This window comes from Lentzea cavernae, from assembly GCF_014653695.1.
GTDB lineage: Bacteria > Actinomycetota > Actinomycetes > Mycobacteriales > Pseudonocardiaceae > Lentzea > Lentzea cavernae.
Genome location: NZ_BNAR01000003.1, coordinates 340,565 through 356,883 on the forward strand (window position 1 = coordinate 340,565; position 16,319 = coordinate 356,883).

At 69.3% G+C, this 16,319-nt stretch carries 17 protein-coding genes; 12 read left to right on the top strand and 5 right to left on the bottom strand.

The genetic code is table 11. From position 1 onward, the window contains the following. The 3 genes from IE307_RS11720 to IE307_RS11730 are packed head-to-tail and all read left to right on the top strand — an operon-like array spanning nt 1 to nt 2,999. Nucleotides 1-969: a Bug family tripartite tricarboxylate transporter substrate binding protein gene (locus IE307_RS11720; protein WP_229904696.1), complete on the top strand. Its 969-nt coding sequence runs from the start codon at nt 1-3 to the stop codon at nt 967-969. Beyond that, on the top strand, nt 966-1,487 hold the full coding sequence (locus IE307_RS11725; protein WP_191297934.1) for a tripartite tricarboxylate transporter TctB family protein: 522 nt from the start codon (nt 966-968) through the stop codon (nt 1,485-1,487). Before IE307_RS11720 ends, IE307_RS11725 begins: the two co-directional genes overlap by 4 nt. Beyond that, on the top strand, nt 1,488-2,999 hold the full coding sequence (locus IE307_RS11730) for a tripartite tricarboxylate transporter permease (RefSeq protein WP_191297935.1): 1,512 nt from the start codon (nt 1,488-1,490) through the stop codon (nt 2,997-2,999). A 43-nt stretch (nt 3,000-3,042) separates the two neighbouring features. Here the strand turns inward: IE307_RS11730 and IE307_RS11735 are convergent, their stop codons facing one another. The 5 genes from IE307_RS11735 to IE307_RS11755 all read right to left on the bottom strand — a co-directional run bounded on the left by IE307_RS11735 (nt 3,043) and on the right by IE307_RS11755 (nt 6,941). Beyond that, a complete protein-coding gene (locus IE307_RS11735; protein WP_191297936.1) occupies nt 3,043-3,360 on the bottom strand; it encodes a hypothetical protein in 318 nt (105 codons plus the stop codon). Continuing rightward, nucleotides 3,357-3,623 carry a hypothetical protein gene (locus tag IE307_RS11740; protein ID WP_191297937.1) on the bottom strand — a complete coding sequence of 89 codons (267 nt, stop codon included), beginning with the start codon at nt 3,621-3,623 and terminating at the stop codon, nt 3,357-3,359. The genes IE307_RS11735 and IE307_RS11740 overlap by 4 nt, the downstream gene beginning before the upstream one ends. A 233-nt stretch (nt 3,624-3,856) precedes the next feature. Next, complete coding sequence (locus IE307_RS11745; protein WP_191297938.1) at nt 3,857-4,138, bottom strand: hypothetical protein; 282 nt, start codon at nt 4,136-4,138, stop codon at nt 3,857-3,859. Between the two features lie 311 nt (nt 4,139-4,449). After that, on the bottom strand, nt 4,450-5,943 hold the full coding sequence (locus IE307_RS11750; RefSeq protein ID WP_191297939.1) for a CoA-acylating methylmalonate-semialdehyde dehydrogenase: 1,494 nt from the start codon (nt 5,941-5,943) through the stop codon (nt 4,450-4,452). Then, complete coding sequence (locus IE307_RS11755) at nt 5,940-6,941, bottom strand: LacI family DNA-binding transcriptional regulator (protein ID WP_191297940.1); 1,002 nt, start codon at nt 6,939-6,941, stop codon at nt 5,940-5,942. Before IE307_RS11755 ends, IE307_RS11750 begins: the two co-directional genes overlap by 4 nt. A 109-nt stretch (nt 6,942-7,050) precedes the next feature. On the opposite strand from IE307_RS11755, the gene IE307_RS11760 reads away from it, so the two are divergent. The 9 genes from IE307_RS11760 to iolD are packed head-to-tail and all read left to right on the top strand — an operon-like array spanning nt 7,051 to nt 16,309. After that, nucleotides 7,051-8,046 carry a Gfo/Idh/MocA family protein gene (locus IE307_RS11760; protein ID WP_191297941.1) on the top strand — a complete coding sequence of 332 codons (996 nt, stop codon included), beginning with the start codon at nt 7,051-7,053 and terminating at the stop codon, nt 8,044-8,046. Nucleotides 8,047-8,048: 2 nt separating this feature from the next. Beyond that, nucleotides 8,049-8,909 carry a TIM barrel protein gene (locus tag IE307_RS11765; RefSeq protein WP_191297942.1) on the top strand — a complete coding sequence of 287 codons (861 nt, stop codon included), beginning with the start codon at nt 8,049-8,051 and terminating at the stop codon, nt 8,907-8,909. Between the two features lie 14 nt (nt 8,910-8,923). Beyond that, complete coding sequence (locus tag IE307_RS11770; RefSeq protein ID WP_191297943.1) at nt 8,924-9,913, top strand: sugar ABC transporter substrate-binding protein; 990 nt, start codon at nt 8,924-8,926, stop codon at nt 9,911-9,913. Nucleotides 9,914-9,927: 14 nt separating this feature from the next. Continuing rightward, entirely contained in the window at nt 9,928-10,977 is a 1,050-nt protein-coding gene (locus IE307_RS11775) for an ABC transporter permease (protein WP_191297944.1), read from the top strand. Further along, nucleotides 10,974-11,744 (top strand): ATP-binding cassette domain-containing protein, encoded by a 771-nt coding sequence (locus tag IE307_RS11780; protein WP_191297945.1) that lies wholly within the window; start codon nt 10,974-10,976, stop codon nt 11,742-11,744. The genes IE307_RS11775 and IE307_RS11780 overlap by 4 nt, the downstream gene beginning before the upstream one ends. Continuing rightward, nucleotides 11,741-12,673: a 5-dehydro-2-deoxygluconokinase gene (iolC, locus tag IE307_RS11785; RefSeq protein WP_191297946.1), complete on the top strand. Its 933-nt coding sequence runs from the start codon at nt 11,741-11,743 to the stop codon at nt 12,671-12,673. Before IE307_RS11780 ends, iolC begins: the two co-directional genes overlap by 4 nt. Further along, on the top strand, nt 12,670-13,575 hold the full coding sequence (locus IE307_RS11790; RefSeq protein WP_191297947.1) for a Cgl0159 family (beta/alpha)8-fold protein: 906 nt from the start codon (nt 12,670-12,672) through the stop codon (nt 13,573-13,575). The genes iolC and IE307_RS11790 overlap by 4 nt, the downstream gene beginning before the upstream one ends. After that, on the top strand, nt 13,572-14,459 hold the full coding sequence (iolB, locus tag IE307_RS11795) for a 5-deoxy-glucuronate isomerase (RefSeq protein WP_191297948.1): 888 nt from the start codon (nt 13,572-13,574) through the stop codon (nt 14,457-14,459). The genes IE307_RS11790 and iolB overlap by 4 nt, the downstream gene beginning before the upstream one ends. Then, complete coding sequence (gene iolD, locus IE307_RS11800) at nt 14,456-16,309, top strand: 3D-(3,5/4)-trihydroxycyclohexane-1,2-dione acylhydrolase (decyclizing) (protein WP_191297949.1); 1,854 nt, start codon at nt 14,456-14,458, stop codon at nt 16,307-16,309. The genes iolB and iolD overlap by 4 nt, the downstream gene beginning before the upstream one ends. The last annotated feature ends 10 nt before the right edge of the window (nt 16,310-16,319 follow it).

A 16,319-nucleotide genomic window follows, 5' to 3' on the forward strand; every position in this document is an offset into this window, starting at 1 on the left:
GTGGCGGTGGCGACGGCGTTGCTCGCCGTCCTGCTCGTGCCACCGCTGCTGACGCCGGGTGCGGACAGCGGCGAGGGCAGTCAGGTGCGGGCGTTGCGAGTGCTGGTGCCGAACGCCCCCGGTGGCGGTTACGACATCACGGCCCGCACGGCGGCGAAGGCCATGGAAGACGCTGACCTGCTGCGCAACGCCGAGGTGTTCAACCTCCCCGGCGCCGGCGGCACGGTCGGACTCGGCCGCACGGTCGGTGAGCGCGGCAACGGCAAGCTGATCATGTCGATGGGCCTGGGCGTCGTCGGCGCGGTGTACACGAACAAGTCGCCGAACTCGCTGCTCGACACCACCCCGATCGCGAAGCTGATCGAGGAACCGGACATCGTCGTGGTCGCGAAGGACTCGCCGTACACGTCGATGCAACAACTCGTCGACGCGTGGAAGGCGAACCCCGGCACCGTGACGGTCGGCGGCGGTTCGGCCCCCGGCGGCCCCGACCACCTGGCGCCGATGCTGATCGCCAAGGCCGTGGGCCTGCAGCCGAAGACGGTCAACTACATCCCGTTCGACGGCGGCGGCGAGCTGCTGGCCAGCGTCTTGGGCGGCAAGGTCGCGTTCGGCGTCTCCGGCGTCGGCGAGTACCGCGACCAGATCCAGGCCGGCACGCTGCGGGTGCTCGCGGTGACGAGCAAGGACCGCATCGAGGGCGTCGACGCGCCGACGCTGCAGCAGTCCGGTGTGGACGTCGAGTTCACCAACTGGCGCGGCATCGTCGCTCCTCCCGGCATCTCGCCGACCGACAAGGCGAAGCTGGTCGAGGTGTTCCAGAACCTCCAGCGGACGCCGCAGTGGAAGGAAGCGCTGCAGCGCAACGGCTGGACGGACGCCTTCGCGCCGGGAGACGAGTTCAGGACCTTCCTGGAGAACGAGAACAAGCGGGTGGCGACGGTGCTCAAGGACTTGGGGCTGGCATGACGACCGTGACCGATCCGGAGCAGCGCAAGAGCTGGCTCCGCGAACACTCCGAGCTGGGCATCTGCGTCCTGCTGGTCGTGCTCGGCGTGCTGGTGCTCACCGACGCGCTGCGCATCCCCACCGACTTCGCCCAGCGCGGCCCCGTCGGCCCGAAGGCCGTGCCGATCCTCGTCGGCTCGCTGCTGCTCATCGTCGCCGCGCTGCTGGCCCGCGACGTCCTGAAGGGCGGCAAGGGCGAGGCTGAAGCCGGCGAGGACGTCGACCTGTCCGCACCCGCCGACTGGAAGACAGTCCTGCTGCTGTGCGGTGCCTTCCTCGCGAACGCCGCCCTGATCGGCGTGGTCGGGTTCCCGATCTCCGGCGCGATCCTGTTCTGGGGCTCCGCCTACGCGCTCGGCAGCCGCAACCTGGTCCGCGACCCGCTGATCGCGGCCGGCCTGTCGATCTTCACGTTCGTCATGTTCAACAACTTGCTCGGAGTCCCGCTCCCCGGTGGCCCGTTGATGGAGGTGTTCTAGGTGGAACAACTGCTCGACGGCTTCGCGACCGCGCTGACGCCGACTCACCTGCTGCTCGCCGCCGTCGGCGTGCTGTTGGGCACCGCGATCGGTGTCCTGCCGGGCATCGGCCCGGCCATGGCGGTGGCCCTGCTGCTGCCCGTCACCTACGGCATGGAGCCGACCGGCGCGTTCATCATGTTCGCGGGCATCTACTACGGCGGCATGTTCGGCGGTTCGACCACGTCGATCCTGCTGAACACACCGGGTGAGAGCGCCGCGGTCGTGGCCGCGTTCGAAGGCAATCCCATGGCCCGCAAGGGCCGAGGTGCGCAAGCGCTTGCCGCCGCCGCCATCGGCCACTTCACCGGCGGCATCATCGGCACGATCCTGATCGTCCTGCTGGCGCCGTTCGTGGCCAAGCACGCCGTCGACATCGGCGCGCCCGACCTGTTCGCCGTCATGGTGCTGGCGTTCATCGCCGTCACCTCGGTCCTGGGCGCCTCCCGGATCCGCGGCTTCGCGTCGTTGCTCATCGGCCTGACGATCGGCCTGGTCGGCCTCGACGAGATGACCGGCCAGCAGCGCCTCACGTTCGGCTCGCTGCACCTGGCCGACGGCATCGACATCGTCGTGGTCGCCGTGGCCCTGTTCGCGGTCGGCGAGGCCCTGTGGGTCGCGGCCCACCTGCGCCGCAAGCCGTTCGAGCCGATCCCCGTCGGCCGTCCGTGGCTCTCGAAGGCCGATCTCAAGCGCACCTGGAAGCCGTGGCTGCGCGGCCCGGTGATCGGGTTCCCGTTCGGCGCGATCCCGGCCGGCGGCGCGGAGATCCCGACCTTCCTGTCGTACGTGACGGAGAAGCGGCTCTCCAAGCACAAGGACGAGTTCGGCAAGGGCGCCATCGAGGGCGTCGCCGGCCCGGAGTCCACGGCCTCCGCCTCCGCCGCGGGCACCCTCGTCACGATGCTGACGCTCGGCCTGCCGACCACGGCGGTCGCGGCCGTCATGCTCGCCGCGTTCCAGCAGTACGGCATCCAGCCGGGCCCGTTGCTGTTCCAGCGCGAGTCCGGCCTGGTGTGGGCGCTGATCGCGTCGCTGTTCATCGGCCTGACCCTGTTGCTGGTGCTGAACCTCCCGCTGGCACCGCTGTGGGCGAAGCTGCTGCGCATCCCGCGGCCGTACCTCTACGCGGGCATCCTGTTCTTCGCCTCGGTCGGCGCCTACGCGGTGAACGCGGACATCTTCGACCTGCTGCTGATGTTCGTGGTCGGCCTGCTGGGCTTCGGCATGCGCCGCTACGGCCTGCCGGTGCTGCCCGCGATCATCGGCGTCATCCTCGGCCCGGCAGCGGAACAGCAGATGCGCCGTTCGCTGCAGCTCTCCGACGGCTCGCTGACCGGTCTGGTCAACAGCCCGATGGCGGTCGTCGTGTACGTGGTCATCCTGGTGATCCTGTTCTTCCCGCTGATCAGGAGGTTCCTGCCGAAGCCTCCCGCGTCGGCAGAGCCGGAACGCGAGAAGGTCGACGCCTGACCGCGTTCTGATGAAAGCCCCCGCTCTCCCGGCGGGGGCTTTCTCATGCGGCGAGCGCGGCCTGCTCGCGCAACGTCGCCCACAGCTCCATCACGCGGGCGACCTGCGGTTCGGGCAGTCCGCAGATCGTCACGAACGCCCGCACCTGCCCCGGTTTCGTGGGCAGCTTGCAGCGCCGGAACAGCGAGTACACCTGGCTGCGCGGCAACGTAGTGCCCGCCCGGCGGGAGATCTCCGGCAGCGTCAGGCCGGACCGCAGCTGGATCCTGCGCAGCAGCACGATGAACTCGGACCCGCTCATCGCCCGCAGTTCGGCGGCCGTCGTCGTGACCAGCGGCTCCGCGGTCTCGTGGTGGGTCATCGCTCGTCCTCCTGCCAGATCACCATCGGGTTCGCGGGCGGCAGCGGGCCGAACCGCGCGGTGAACGGCCGGCTGCGGCTCAGCGTGATCGTCACGGCCAGCACGGCGGTCGTCGTGGCGACGGAGGCGACCGGTGAGTGGTGGTTGGCGAGCATCCAGCCGGTGAAGAGGAACGCCGCCGTCGCCAGCAGGACGGTGCTGGAACCCGAGGTGGAACAGCGGCGGCGCGGGTGCAGAGCCCCGTTGTAAGGGGTGGTGGTCATGCGAACTCCTGGATCGGCAGAACGACGAAAAGCCTCACGTGCAGAAGTGTCATTGCGGGCTATTACGTGCGCCGGGGACTCTGCGACATTGCGGCTCAACACGATTCTGTCACCCACACGGGTGACTGCCAACTGAATCGTCGTCCAGGTTTTTCAGGTCTCGCAACCGCGTCCAAAGGAGTCCAACGGCGTTCGCCTGACCAGTTTCTGTCAATTCCCCCGCGTTTCGCCTCTCACAACCGCCGCCACTGCGTGACCCAGCCGCCGAGGGCCTCCGCGGGTTCCCCGCACGCGGTCAGGAACGCCCGCAGCTGGTCCTCCCGCTTCGGGAACTGGCCCGTGCACAGCAGGTGAGCTGTGCTTTTCGGCATCGCGAGCCCACCGGCGTTGGCGGACACGCGCTGGTACGACAGTCCTCTGGAGACTCGGAGCTGGTTCAGCGCACCGACGAATTCGGCGCGGGTGGTGGCGCGGCATGCCGTCGCGAACGGACTGTCGTCCTCGCTGGGCGACATCGTGTCGATCCTCCTGCTGTGGCGTTCTCGCCCTTTCCCGCGCAGGCGTGTAACGGCTCGGACCGGCGCTGCGAAAAGGGGGAAGTCGTTCGACTGTCTGAACGCGGATGCTACCTCCGCGTCCAGCACCTTTGTCGAATCGATGGCGCGTGTCCGGATATTCCATGATCAGCGAATCGTGGAAGATTTCAGCAGGACAATCGTTCGCTTAGTTCATCGGGGCAGATCAGCGAGTTGCCCGCACTTCAATTGGTTCGTACCAAATGGAAAACGGCCGCCTCGGGATCGAGACGGCCGTTGCTCCGGACGGGTCAGCCGTGCGTCGGGAAGCCCAGGTTCACACCGTGCTGCTGCGGCCACCGCGCCGTGACGGCCTTGGCGCGCGTGTAGAACTTCACGCCCTCGGCCCCGTGCACGTGCGTGTCCCCGAACAGCGAGTCCTTCCACCCGCCGAACGAGTAGTAGGCCATCGGCACGGGGATCGGCACGTTGATGCCGACCATCCCGACCTGCACCCGGCGCTGGTACTCGCGGGCGGCGAGCCCGTCACCGGTGTAGATCGCGGTCCCGTTGCCGTACGGGTTGGCGTTCACCAGCTCCAAGGCGTCCTCGAACGTCTCGGCGCGCACGACGGTCAGCACCGGCCCGAAGATCTCGTCGGTGTAGATCGTCATGTCGGGCGTGACGTGGTCGAACAACGTCGGCGCGAGCCAGAATCCGCCCGGCGCACCCTCGGGCGCGTACCCGCGCCCGTCGACGACCAGCGACGCACCGGCGGCCTCACCCGCGTCCACATAGGACCGCACGCGGTCCCGGTGCACGCCGGTGACCAACGGCCCCATCTGCGCGGCGGGATCGGTGCCCGGCAGCACGGACGGGTGCAGCTCGCGGGTCCGCGAAGCGATCTTCTCGACCAGCGAGTCGCCCGCCGGGCCCACGGCCACGACGACCGAGATCGCCATGCAGCGCTCGCCCGCGGAGCCGTAACCGGCCGAAACGGCCGCGTCGGCGGCCACGTCGAGGTCGGCGTCGGGCAGCACGACCATGTGGTTCTTGGCGCCGCCGAGGGCCTGCACGCGCTTGCCGGCCGCCGTGCCGCGCGAGTAGACGTGCCGGGCGATGGGAGTCGAGCCGACGAACGACGCCGCGGCGACGTCGGGGTGGTCCAGCAGCGCGTTGACCGCGAAGGCGTCGCCCTGCAGGACGTTCAGCACGCCGTCGGGCAGACCGGCCTCCTGGAACAGCTCGGCCAGCCTGAGAGAAGCGGACGGATCGCGTTCGGAAGGCTTCAACACGAACGTGTTCCCGGTCGCGATGGCGATGGGGAACATCCACATCGGCACCATCACGGGGAAGTTGAACGGCGTGATGCCCGCGACGACGCCCAGGGGCTGCCGCAGCGAGTACGCGTCGACGCCGCGCGAGACCTGTTCGGAGTGCTCGCCCTTCAGCAGCTGCGGGATGCCGCAGGCGAACTCGACGACCTCCAGGCCGCGCTGCACCTCACCGGCCGCGTCGGAGAGCACCTTGCCGTGCTCGGACGTGATGATCGCGGCGAGCTCGTCGCGGTGCGTGTGCAGCAGGTGGCGGTACTCGAAGAGGATCCGGGAGCGCGTCGACAGCGACGACTCCGACCACGACTGCGCCGCCTTCAGCGACGAGGACACCGCGAGGTCGACGTCGGCCTGCTCGGCGAGCACGACCTGTGCGGCCACCTCGCCCGTGGCGGGGTTGAAGACGTCAGAGGTCCGGGACGACACCCCGCTGGTGCGGGCGCCGTCGATCCAGTGGGGGATGGTGCTCAACGCGGTCCTCCTGGGGGAGCGGTCGTACTCCGAACAACGAGTGAGGGGGTGAGGAGATGGCGCACGGGTTCGGTGCGCTCTTCGCGAACGCGCTGCAGAAGCGCGTCGGCGGCCAACCGGCCGAACTCGGCACGGGGCTGGTCGATCGTGGTCAGCGAGACGTGGCGCAGAGCCGCCAGCGACGTGTTGTCGTACCCCACGACGGAGACGTCGTGAGGCACGCGCAGGCCGGCGTCCTCCAAAGCCGAAATGGCACCGACGGCGTTGAAGTCGTTGCAGGACAGGATGGCCGTCGGCAGAGCGTCCGAGGTGATCAGCGAACGGATGGCGCGCGCACCGGCGGCATCGGTGTACTCGGACGACACGACCTGCGGCACGAGCCCGTGCGCTTCCATCGCGGCGACGTACCCGCGTCGGCGAGGACCGGCCTGAGTGCCCTCACCACCATCCAGATGAGCAATCCGCTGATGTCCCAGGGAAACCAGGTGGTCGACGGCCAGTCGTGCGCCGACCTCGCCGTCGTCGTTCACGGTGTCCACATCGGACACGCGGGACGACCGGGCCACCAAGACCACGGGAAGCTGTTCCGCCGCTTTGCCGATGGCGGTCGCGGGTACGACCGGCGACAGCAGGATCAACCCGGCGGGGCGGAAGGACAGCAGCGACTCCAGGGCCCGGCGCTCGCGGGCGGGAGAGCGGCCACCGGTGTTGATGATGACGTCGAACCCCTGCTCGCGCGCCACCTCGTCGATGCCGTCCACGACCTCCGCGAAGAACGCGTTGTGCAGGTCGGACACCATCACGCCGAGAACTGTCGACGTGCGCGAGGCCAGCGACCGCGCCATGGCGTGCGGCGAGTACCCCAGCTCCTCCGCGGCCTTCAACACGGCGCTGCGTCGCAACTCGCTCACCTTGGGTGAACCGCGCATCACCAGTGACACCAGGGCACGGGACACACCCGCGCGCAGAGCGACGTCTTCCATCGTCGGCCTGACCACCTGACACCACCTCCCCTCTTGACACCCTGTGGCCGAAGTTACAGCATTAGAGCGCTCCAACCAATAGAGCGCTCTAACACATCAAGCTCATGAACAGGGGAAACCTGCGATGCGGATCGGAGTAGCGGGTGTCGGCAGGATCGGCACCATGCACGCCACCAACCTCGCCGCACTGGATCGGGTCGACGAGGTGCTCCTCTTCGACCCGGTGCCCGGTCGCGCAGCGCAGGCGTCAGCGGAGCTCGCCGGGACCAAGGCGGTCGACGACCTCGACACGCTCCTGGGCGACGTCGACGGCGTCCTGCTGGCCACCCCGACGAACACCCACCCCGAGATGCTGCGCGCGGCGATCGGCAGGGGCGTCCCGACGCTGTGCGAGAAGCCGATCGCGAGCGACGTCGCCGAGATGACCGCGCTGGTCGAGGACGTGGAGAAGTCGGGCGTCGAGGTGCTCGTCGGCTTCCAGCGCCGCTTCGACCCGGCGATCTACGAGCTCAACCGCCGCATCAAGGCGGGCGAGGTCGGTGACATCTACCTGGTCAGGGCCATCGGCAACGACGCGAACCCGCCGGACTTCTCCTACCTGCCGGCCTCCGGCGGCATCTTCCGCGACCTGCTGATCCACGACCTCGACTGCGTGCCGTGGCTCGTCGGCCAGAAGGTCGTCGAGGTCTACGCGTCCGGTTCCGTGCTGGTGCACCAGGCGTTCGCCGACGCCGACGACGTCGACAACGCCGTCGTGATGCTGAAGTTCGAGGGCGGCGCGCACGCCACGCTGGCCGGCGGACGCCACGACCCGGTCGGCTACGACCACCGCATCGAGGTCATGGGCAGCAAGGACTCGCTGGTCGCGGGCGTCGACCCGCGCACCCCGCTGAACTCGCTGGAGCCCGGCGGTCACGTGGCCGGAGCGGACGCCTACCCCGGCTTCCCGGAGCGCTTCCACCGCGCGTACGTCAACGAGATGAACCTGTTCACGCAGGTCATCAAGGGCGAGGTCGCGAATCCGTCCCCGGCGCGAGAGAGTTTGATCAGCCTCCGCCTGGCAGAAGCTTGTGAACAGTCGCGCCGCAGCGGCACACCGGTGAGGATCGAGGGGAACTAGGCATGGCGAAGATCGCTGGGGCACCGATCTCCTGGGGTGTGTGCGAGGTACCGGGCTGGGGCACCGTGCTCCCGTCCGAGACGGTGCTGGGCGAGATGCACGCCCTCGGCCTCACCGCCACCGAACTGGGCCCGCCCGACTACCTGCCGGCCGACCCCGCAGCGTTGAAGACGCTGCTGAGCGGACACGAACTGACGCTGGTCGGCGGCTTCCTGGCCGTCACCCTGCACACGGACGTCCAGTCCACTCTGGACGAGGCGGACCGCGTCGCCGCGATCCTGAAGGCCGGTGGCGCCGAGGTGCTCGTCCTCGCCGCGGCCACGGGCCTCGACGGCTACGACGAGACGCCGAAGCTCACCGACGACGAGTGGAAGACGCTCGTCGGCACCTGCGCGAAGATCCGCGAGATCGCCGCCGGGCACGGCCTCAGGACCGTGCTGCACCCGCACGTGGGCACCCACGTCGAGCGGGAGGCGGAGGTCGACAGGTTCCTCGCGGACTCCGATCTCCAGCTCTGCCTGGACACCGGCCACCTCCTCATCGGTGGCACGGACCCGGTCGAGCTGGCGCGCCGCCACCCGGACCGGATCGGCCACGTGCACCTCAAGGACGTGCGTGGCGAGATCGCGGCGAAGGTGCGCGGCGGCGAGCTCAGTTACACCGATGCCGTGGAACAGGGCATCTACGTGCCGCTCGGGGACGGCGACGTGGACGTGGAAGCGCTGGTGCAGTCCGTTCAAGAGGCGGGCTACACCGGTTGGTTCGTCCTTGAGCAAGATACTCAGCTCAAGGACGGAAGTCCGGTGGACAAGCCACTTCAGGACACCGCGCGCAGTCTTGCGCACCTCAGCAAGATCCTCTGAAGGGACTGGAGACGATGAAGTCTCGTCTGGTTCTCCGTGCGGGCGTCGCGCTCGCCGGTGTTGCTCTGCTGGCCGCGTGCAGCGGTCCCACCGGTACTCAGAACACCCAGGACACCGGGAGCAACAACAGCTCGCAGGCCTCGGGCGACCTCAAGGTCTCCGTCATCACGCACGGCACCGCGGGTGACGCGTTCTGGAGCGTCGTGAAGGTCGGTGCCGAGGACGCGGGCAAGCAGCTCGGCGTCGGCGTCACCTACAACTCCGACGGCGACCCCGGCGCCCAGGCCAAGCTGATCGACAACGCCGTGTCGCAGAAGGTCGGCGGCATCGTGGTGTCGATGGCGAACCCGGACGCGCTCAAGACGTCCATCGAGAACGCGGTGAAGGCCGGCATCCCGGTCATCACGATCAACTCCGGCAGCGCGAAGAGCGCGGAGTTCGGTGCCATGGCGCACGTCGGCCAGGAGGAGTCGATCGCCGGTGAGGAAGCCGGCAAGAAGCTCAAGGCCGCCGGCAAGACCAAGCTGCTCTGCGTGATCCACGAGGCCGGCAACTCGGGCCTCAACCAGCGCTGCGACGGCGCCCGCTCCGGCTTCGGCGGCGCGGTGGAGAACCTGCAGGTCGACATCTCCAACCCGACCGACGTCGAGGCCCGCATCAAGGCCAAGCTGCAGTCCGACACCGCGGTCGACGGCGTGCTGGCGCTCAACCCGCAGGTCGCCGTGAACGCGGCGTCCGCCATCAAGGGTGCGAGCTCCAAGGCGCAGGTCGCGACGTTCGACCTCAACGCCGACGTGGTCAGCTCCATCAAGTCCGGCGAGGTGCTGTTCGCCGTCGACCAGCAGCAGTACCAGCAGGGCTACCTGCCGATCGTGATGCTGAAGCTCTTCAAGGACAACGCCAACACCCTCGGTGGCGGCAAGCCCGTCCTCACCGGTCCCGGCTTCGTCGACAAGTCCAACGTGGACAAGGTCGCGGAGTACGCCAAGAACGGCAAGAGGTAAGGGAAGGCGGGGAGATGACCGTGACAGCCACAGCTCCACCGGCTGCCGACGAACGGCTGGGCAAGCCGAGGGCGATGGATCAGCTGATCAAACGCCCCGAGATCGGCGCGATGCTCGGCGCACTGCTGGTGTTCCTGTTCTTCTCCGTGGTCACCGAGCAGTTCCTCAGCGTGGGAGGCGCGGCCACCTGGCTGGACGACGCCTCCATGCTCGGGATCATGGCGGTCGCGGTGGCGATGCTCATGATCGGCGGCGAGTTCGACCTGTCCGCCGGTGTCATGACCGCGTCCACCGCGCTCGTCACGGCTCTCCTCGCCACCCAGCTCGGACTCAACGTCTGGCTGGCGTTGCTGGTGTCGCTCGCGTTCGCGCTGGGCGTGGGCGCTTTGAACGGTTGGCTCGTGATGCGCACGGGCCTGCCGAGCTTCATCGTGACGCTGGGCAGCTTCCTGGCGTTGCAGGGCCTCAACCTCGGCGTCACGCGCCTGGTGACGGGCAGCGTGCAGGTGTCGGGCATGCGGGAGGCGGCCGGGTACGAGTCGGCAGGCTTCCTGTTCGCCTCGACGTTCCAGATCGGCGGCACGAGCTTCTACGTGTCGATCATCTGGTGGGTCCTGTTCACCGTCGTCGCCTCGACCGTGCTGATGCGCACCAGGTTCGGCAACTGGATCTTCGCGATCGGCGGTGCCGCGCAGAGTTCCCGCGCGGTCGGCGTGCCGGTCGTGCGGTCGAAGATCCTGCTGTTCATGACGACGGCGTTCGCCGCGTGGCTCGTCGGCTCGATCAACATCCTGCGGTACGCGAGCGTGCAGGCGAACCAGGGCATCGGCCTCGAGTTCCAGTACATCATCGCGGCCGTGATCGGCGGGTGCCTGCTCACCGGCGGCTTCGGCTCCGCGGTGGGTGCGGCGATCGGCGCGCTGATCTTCGGCATGGCCCGGCAGGGCATCGTCTACGCCGGCTGGAACAGCGACTGGTTCCAGCTGTTCCTCGGCGTGATGCTGCTGGCGGCCGTGCTGGTCAACAACATGCTGCGCCGCCGGGCGGAAAGGGTCAGGCGATGACGTCCCTCATCGAGACCGAGAACATCGGCAAGACCTACGGCAGCGTCATCGCGCTGAGCGAGGTGTCCACCGTGGTCAACGCGGGTGAGGTCACCTGCGTGCTCGGCGACAACGGCGCCGGCAAGTCGACGTTGATCAAGATCCTGGCCGGTGTCCACCAGCACGACCAGGGCTCGTTCAGGGTCGAGGGCGAGGAGATCAAGTTCTCGTCGCCCCGCGAGGCCTTGGACCACGGCATCGCGACCGTGTACCAGGACCTCGCGGTCGTGCCGCTGATGTCGGTGTGGCGCAACTTCTTCCTGGGTTCCGAGCCGACGACCAGGTTCGGTTTCCTGGACAGCAAGAAGGGCAAGGCGGTCACCAAGAAGGCGTTGTCCGACATGGGCATCGACCTGCGCGACGTCGAGCAGCCGGTCGGCACGCTGTCCGGCGGTGAACGGCAGTGCGTCGCCATCGCCCGAGCCGTGCACTTCGGCGCCAAGGTGCTGATCCTGGACGAGCCGACGGCGGCGCTGGGCGTGAAGCAGGCCGGTGTGGTGCTGAAGTACGTGGCCCAGGCGCGTGATCGCGGTCTCGGCGTCGTGCTGATCACGCACAACCCGCACCACGCCTACCCGGTCGGCAACCGGTTCCTGCTCCTCAAGCGGGGCCGCGCGCTCGGCAGCTACGAGAAGTCCGAGATCGACATCAACGAGCTCACGCGGCAGATGGCGGGCGGTGCCGAGCTCGAAGCGCTGGAGCACGAGCTGCGGGGTGTCGAGGCGTGACGTCCCTGGAAGTGCTGACCGTCGGCCGGGTCGGCGTCGACCTCTACCCGGAGCAGTCCGGGGTGCCCCTGGCCCAGGTCAGCACCTTCGCCAAGTCGCTCGGCGGGACCGCGACCAACGTCGCGGTCGCCGCCGCGCGCCTCGGCCGTCGTGCCGGCGTGCTCACGAAGGTCGGCCCGGACGGCTTCGGCACCTACGTCCGCGAGGCGCTGGAGGGCTTCGGCGTGTCGTCGGAGTACGTCGGCACCTCACCGGACCTGCTGACACCGGTGGTGTTCTGCGAGCTCAACCCGCCCGCGGACCCGCCGTTGCTGTTCTACCGCCTGCCGACCGCGCCGGACCTGACCATCGGCGAGGACGACGTGCCGTGGTCGCTGGTGCGCGACGTCCCGCTGTTGTGGGTGACGGGCACGGGCGTTTCGGCAGAGCCGTCCCGTGGTTCGCAACGGATGATGCTGGCTTCACGGGCCCGCAACGGTCACACCGTGCTGGACTTGGACTACCGGCCGATGTTCTGGCCGGACGTGGAGACCGCGCGGACCGAGATCAGCTGGATGCTCGACCACGTGACGGTCGCCGTCGGCAACCGGACCGAGTGCGAGATCGCGGTCGGCACGTCCGATCCCGACGAGGCCGCCTCACGGCTGCTGGAGCACGGGATCTCGCTGGCGCTGGTCAAGAAGGGCGCCGAGGGCGTGCTCGTGGCCACGCCGGACGGGCGGTGGACGGTCGAGCCGAACCCGGTCGACGTCGTGTGCGGACTGGGCGCCGGAGACGCGTTCGGCGGGTCGCTGGCCCACGGACTGCTGTCCGGCTGGGACCCGGTGAAGATCGCCCGCCACGCCAACGCGGCCGGCGCGATCGTGGCGTCCCGCCTGGCGTGCGCGGACGCGATGCCTGACCAGGAAGAGATCGAGGAACTGCTGTGATCACCGACGGCCAGTGGCGCGAACTGTTGTGGCGGCGGGCGGAGGACCCCGGTTCGATCAGACGCGCCTACCAGTCCCGCAAGCGGCGCAACTCGTTGCTGAACGGCAAGTCCACGCTGTTCCTGGTCGCGGCGGACCACCCGGCGCGCGGTGCGCTGGGCGTCGGCGGCGACCCGCTGGCGATGGCCGACCGCCGCTCGTTGCTGGCCAGGTTGCTCACGGCGCTGGCGAATCCCGAGGTCGACGGCGTGCTCGGCACACCGGACGTGATCGAGGACCTGCTGCTGCTCGACGGCCTGGACGACCGCGTGGTCATCGGTTCGATGAACCGCGGTGGCCTGGCCGGTGCGGACTGGGAGATCGACGACAGGTTCACCGCGTACGACGCGTCGTCCATCGCGACGTTCGGCCTGGACGGCGGCAAGATGCTGCTGCGCCTGGTCGACTCGGACCCCGGCACGATCCCGACGCTGGAAGGCTGCGCGCGGGCCGTCACCGAACTCGCCGAGCACGGCCTGATGGCCATGGTCGAACCGTTGCCGTACAAGCGCGACCACAACGACAAGCTGGTGCTGCAGAAGGACGCCGCCGCTCTCTCGCGCGCTTCCGCCGTGGCTGCCGGGCTCGGCTCCACCTCGGCCTACACCTGGCTGAAGCTGCCCGCGCCGGAGGAGCCGGAGGTCGTGCTGGACACCACGGCCCTGCCCGCGTTGGTGCTCGGTGGTGTGCCGTCGGCGAATCCCGCGGACGACCTCGCGTCGTGGGGCCGTTCGCTGAAGCACCCCACCGTGCGCGGTCTGGTCGTCGGCCGTGCGTTGCTCTACCCGCCGGACGGTGACGTGGCCGCCGCCGTCGCCGCCGCCGCCGAAATCCTCCGTACCGCGAAGGGGATCACGGAATGACCCTGCACCGTCCACACGGGACGCTCTCGACCTCCGGCGACGTCATCTCGCTGACGCCGGAGGACGCGGGCTGGACCTACACCGGTCTGCGCGTGCTGCGGATCGAGGCAGGCGGGTCGCGCACGGTCGAGACCGGCGAGTTCGAGGCGTTCGTGCTGCCGCTGGCCGGGTCGCTGGTGGTCGAGGTCGACTCCGAGCGGTTCGAGCTGCAGGGCCGTGACTCGGTGTTCACCCGCGTCACGGACTTCGCCTACGTGCCGCGTGACGCCTCGGTCGTCCTGTCCTCTGTGGACGTATGCGAGGTCGCTCTGCCCATGGCGCGGTGCGAGAACAGGCTCGAGCCGAAGTACGGCCCGGCCGACGGCGTGCCCGTCGAGGTGCGCGGCTCCAGCAACGCGACCCGCCAGGTCACGAACTTCGGCACGCCGGGCGTGTGGGACCACGCGGACAAGCTCAACGCGTGCGAGCTCATCACCCCGGACGGCAACTGGTCCTCGTACCCGCCGCACAAGCACGACTCCTCGGAGCCGTGCGAGGTCGAGAACGAGGAGATCTACTACTTCCGCATCGCCGATCGGGACCAGATCACCCCGTCCCGCACCGGTTTCGGCTTCCACCGCACGTACACCGGCGACGGCACGATCGACGAGGACGTGACCGTGCGGGACGGCGACGTCTTCCTGATCCCGCGCGGCTACCACGGTCCGTGCGTCGCGGCGCCGGGTTATCCCATGTACTACCTGAACGTGCTGGCCGGTCCGGGCCCCGAGCGCTCGATGGCGTTCTGCGACGACCCGGCCCACACCTGGATCCGGGACAGCTGGGCGAGCCAGGAACTCGATCCCCGTTGCCCGGTCACGACTGCCGAGGGGCGGGTCAAGTGAAGCTCACGACCGCGCAGGCGCTGGTCCGCTGGATGCTGGCCCAGCGCACGGAACTCTTCGACGGCACGGAAGCGCCTCTCTTCCCCGGCGTGTTCGCGATCTTCGGCCACGGCAACGTCCTCGGCCTGGGCAACGCCCTGGAGGAGGTCCGCGACCGCCTTCCGGTGTGGCGCGGCCACAACGAGCAGGGGATGGCCCTGGCGGCCGTCGGCATCGGCAAGGCCACGCACCGCCGTCAGGTCGGCGTCGCCACGTCGTCGATCGGCCCCGGCGCCCTGAACATGGTCACCGCGGCCGGCGTCGCCCACGCCAACCGCCTGCCGTTGCTGCTGCTGCCCGGCGACACGTTCACCGGCCGCGCACCGGACCCCGTCCTGCAGCAGGTCGAGCACTTCCACGACCCGACGGCCACGGTCAACGACGCGTTCCGCGCGGTCAGCCGCTACTTCGACCGCATCACCCGCCCCGAGCAGCTGCTGTCGACGTTGCCGCAGGTGGCGCGCGTTCTCACCGACCCGGCCGACTGCGGCCCGGTGACCCTGGCGCTGCCCCAGGACGTCCAGGCGGAGTCCTACGACTTCCCCGACGCGCTGTTCGCCCCCGTCGTGCACCGCCCGCTGCGCCAACGCCCCGACGTGCGCGCACTGGCCGACGCCGCCTCCGCGATCCGTTCCGCCGAAAGGCCGCTGCTGGTGCTGGGCGGCGGCGTCCGCTACTCGGGCGCGGCGGGCCGGGCCCTGCGCTTCGCCGAACAGCACAACCTCCCGATCGTCGAGACGACGGCCGGCCGCACCCTCGTTCCGCACGAGCACCCGCTGCACGCCGGCCCGCTCGGCATCACCGGCTCGACCTCGGCCAACGTTCTCGCCGGCGAGGCGGACCTGGTCATCGCCGTGGGCACCCGCCTGCAGGACTTCACCACCGCGTCCTGGACCGTCTTCTCGCCCGACGTGCGGATGATCTCGCTGAACGCCGCGCGCTTCGACGCCGTGAAGCACGGCTCGTCCGCCCTCGTGGCCGACGCCGACGAGGGCCTGCGCGAACTCACCGACGTCCTGGCGTCCTGGCAGGCCCCGGCGTCCTGGGCCGCCCGCGCCCAGTCCGAACGCTCCCAGTGGGACGCCCACATCACCTCATTGCGCGCTCCCGGCGAAGGCCTACCGACGTACGCACAGGTCGTCGGCGTCGTGAACGACGTCAGCGAACCCACCGACTACGTCATGACGGCGTCCGGCGGCCTGCCGGGCGAACTGATCGGCGGCTGGCGGGCCACCGGCGAGTCCACGATGGACGTCGAGTACGGCTTCTCCTGCATGGGCTACGAACTGGCCGGCGCCTGGGGAGCCGCGATCGCGCACACACAAGGCGTCGTCACCACGCTCCTCGGCGACGGCAGCTACCTGATGCTGAACTCCGAGCTCTTCTCCGCTGCCTTCGCAGGTCACGGCTTCGTGGCGGTCGTATGCGACAACGACGGTTACGCCGTGATCCACCGCCTGCAGACGGGCCAGGGCGGCGCGGGCTACAACAACCTCTACGCCGACTGCACCTCGTCGCACCCCGAACCCCCGCGCACCGACTTCGCCGCCCACGCCTCGGCGATGGGCTGCGCGGTGTTCACCGTGGACTCGCTGGGCGACCTGGAAGGCGCTTACCGCAAGGCGCGCGAGGCGTCCGTGGCGGAGAAGCGCCCGGCCGTGGTCGTGATCCGCACGCACCCGTCTTCGTGGACGGAGGCCGGGGCGTGGTGGGAGGTCGGAGTGCCCGAGGTGGCGCACCGGTCCGAGATCACGTCGGCCCGCGACGAGGTGCTGGAGGGCAAGGCGAAACAGGTCCGCTTTCTGAGCTGAACTCCAACAG

Excerpts from the sequence above, each read along its gene's own strand:
- IE307_RS11725 (WP_191297934.1), top strand. The coding sequence starts at position 966 with ATGACGACCGTGACCGATCCGGAGCAGCGCAAGAGCTGGCTCCGCGAA.
- IE307_RS11735 (WP_191297936.1), bottom strand. The coding sequence starts at position 3,360 with ATGACCCACCACGAGACCGCGGAGCCGCTGGTCACGACGACGGCCGCC.
- IE307_RS11740 (WP_191297937.1), bottom strand. The coding sequence starts at position 3,623 with ATGACCACCACCCCTTACAACGGGGCTCTGCACCCGCGCCGCCGCTGT.
- IE307_RS11745 (WP_191297938.1), bottom strand. The coding sequence starts at position 4,138 with ATGTCGCCCAGCGAGGACGACAGTCCGTTCGCGACGGCATGCCGCGCC.
- IE307_RS11760 (WP_191297941.1), top strand. The coding sequence starts at position 7,051 with ATGCGGATCGGAGTAGCGGGTGTCGGCAGGATCGGCACCATGCACGCC.
- IE307_RS11765 (WP_191297942.1), top strand. The coding sequence starts at position 8,049 with ATGGCGAAGATCGCTGGGGCACCGATCTCCTGGGGTGTGTGCGAGGTA.
- IE307_RS11770 (WP_191297943.1), top strand. The coding sequence starts at position 8,924 with ATGAAGTCTCGTCTGGTTCTCCGTGCGGGCGTCGCGCTCGCCGGTGTT.
- IE307_RS11775 (WP_191297944.1), top strand. The coding sequence starts at position 9,928 with ATGACCGTGACAGCCACAGCTCCACCGGCTGCCGACGAACGGCTGGGC.
- IE307_RS11780 (WP_191297945.1), top strand. The coding sequence starts at position 10,974 with ATGACGTCCCTCATCGAGACCGAGAACATCGGCAAGACCTACGGCAGC.
- iolB (WP_191297948.1), top strand. The coding sequence starts at position 13,572 with ATGACCCTGCACCGTCCACACGGGACGCTCTCGACCTCCGGCGACGTC.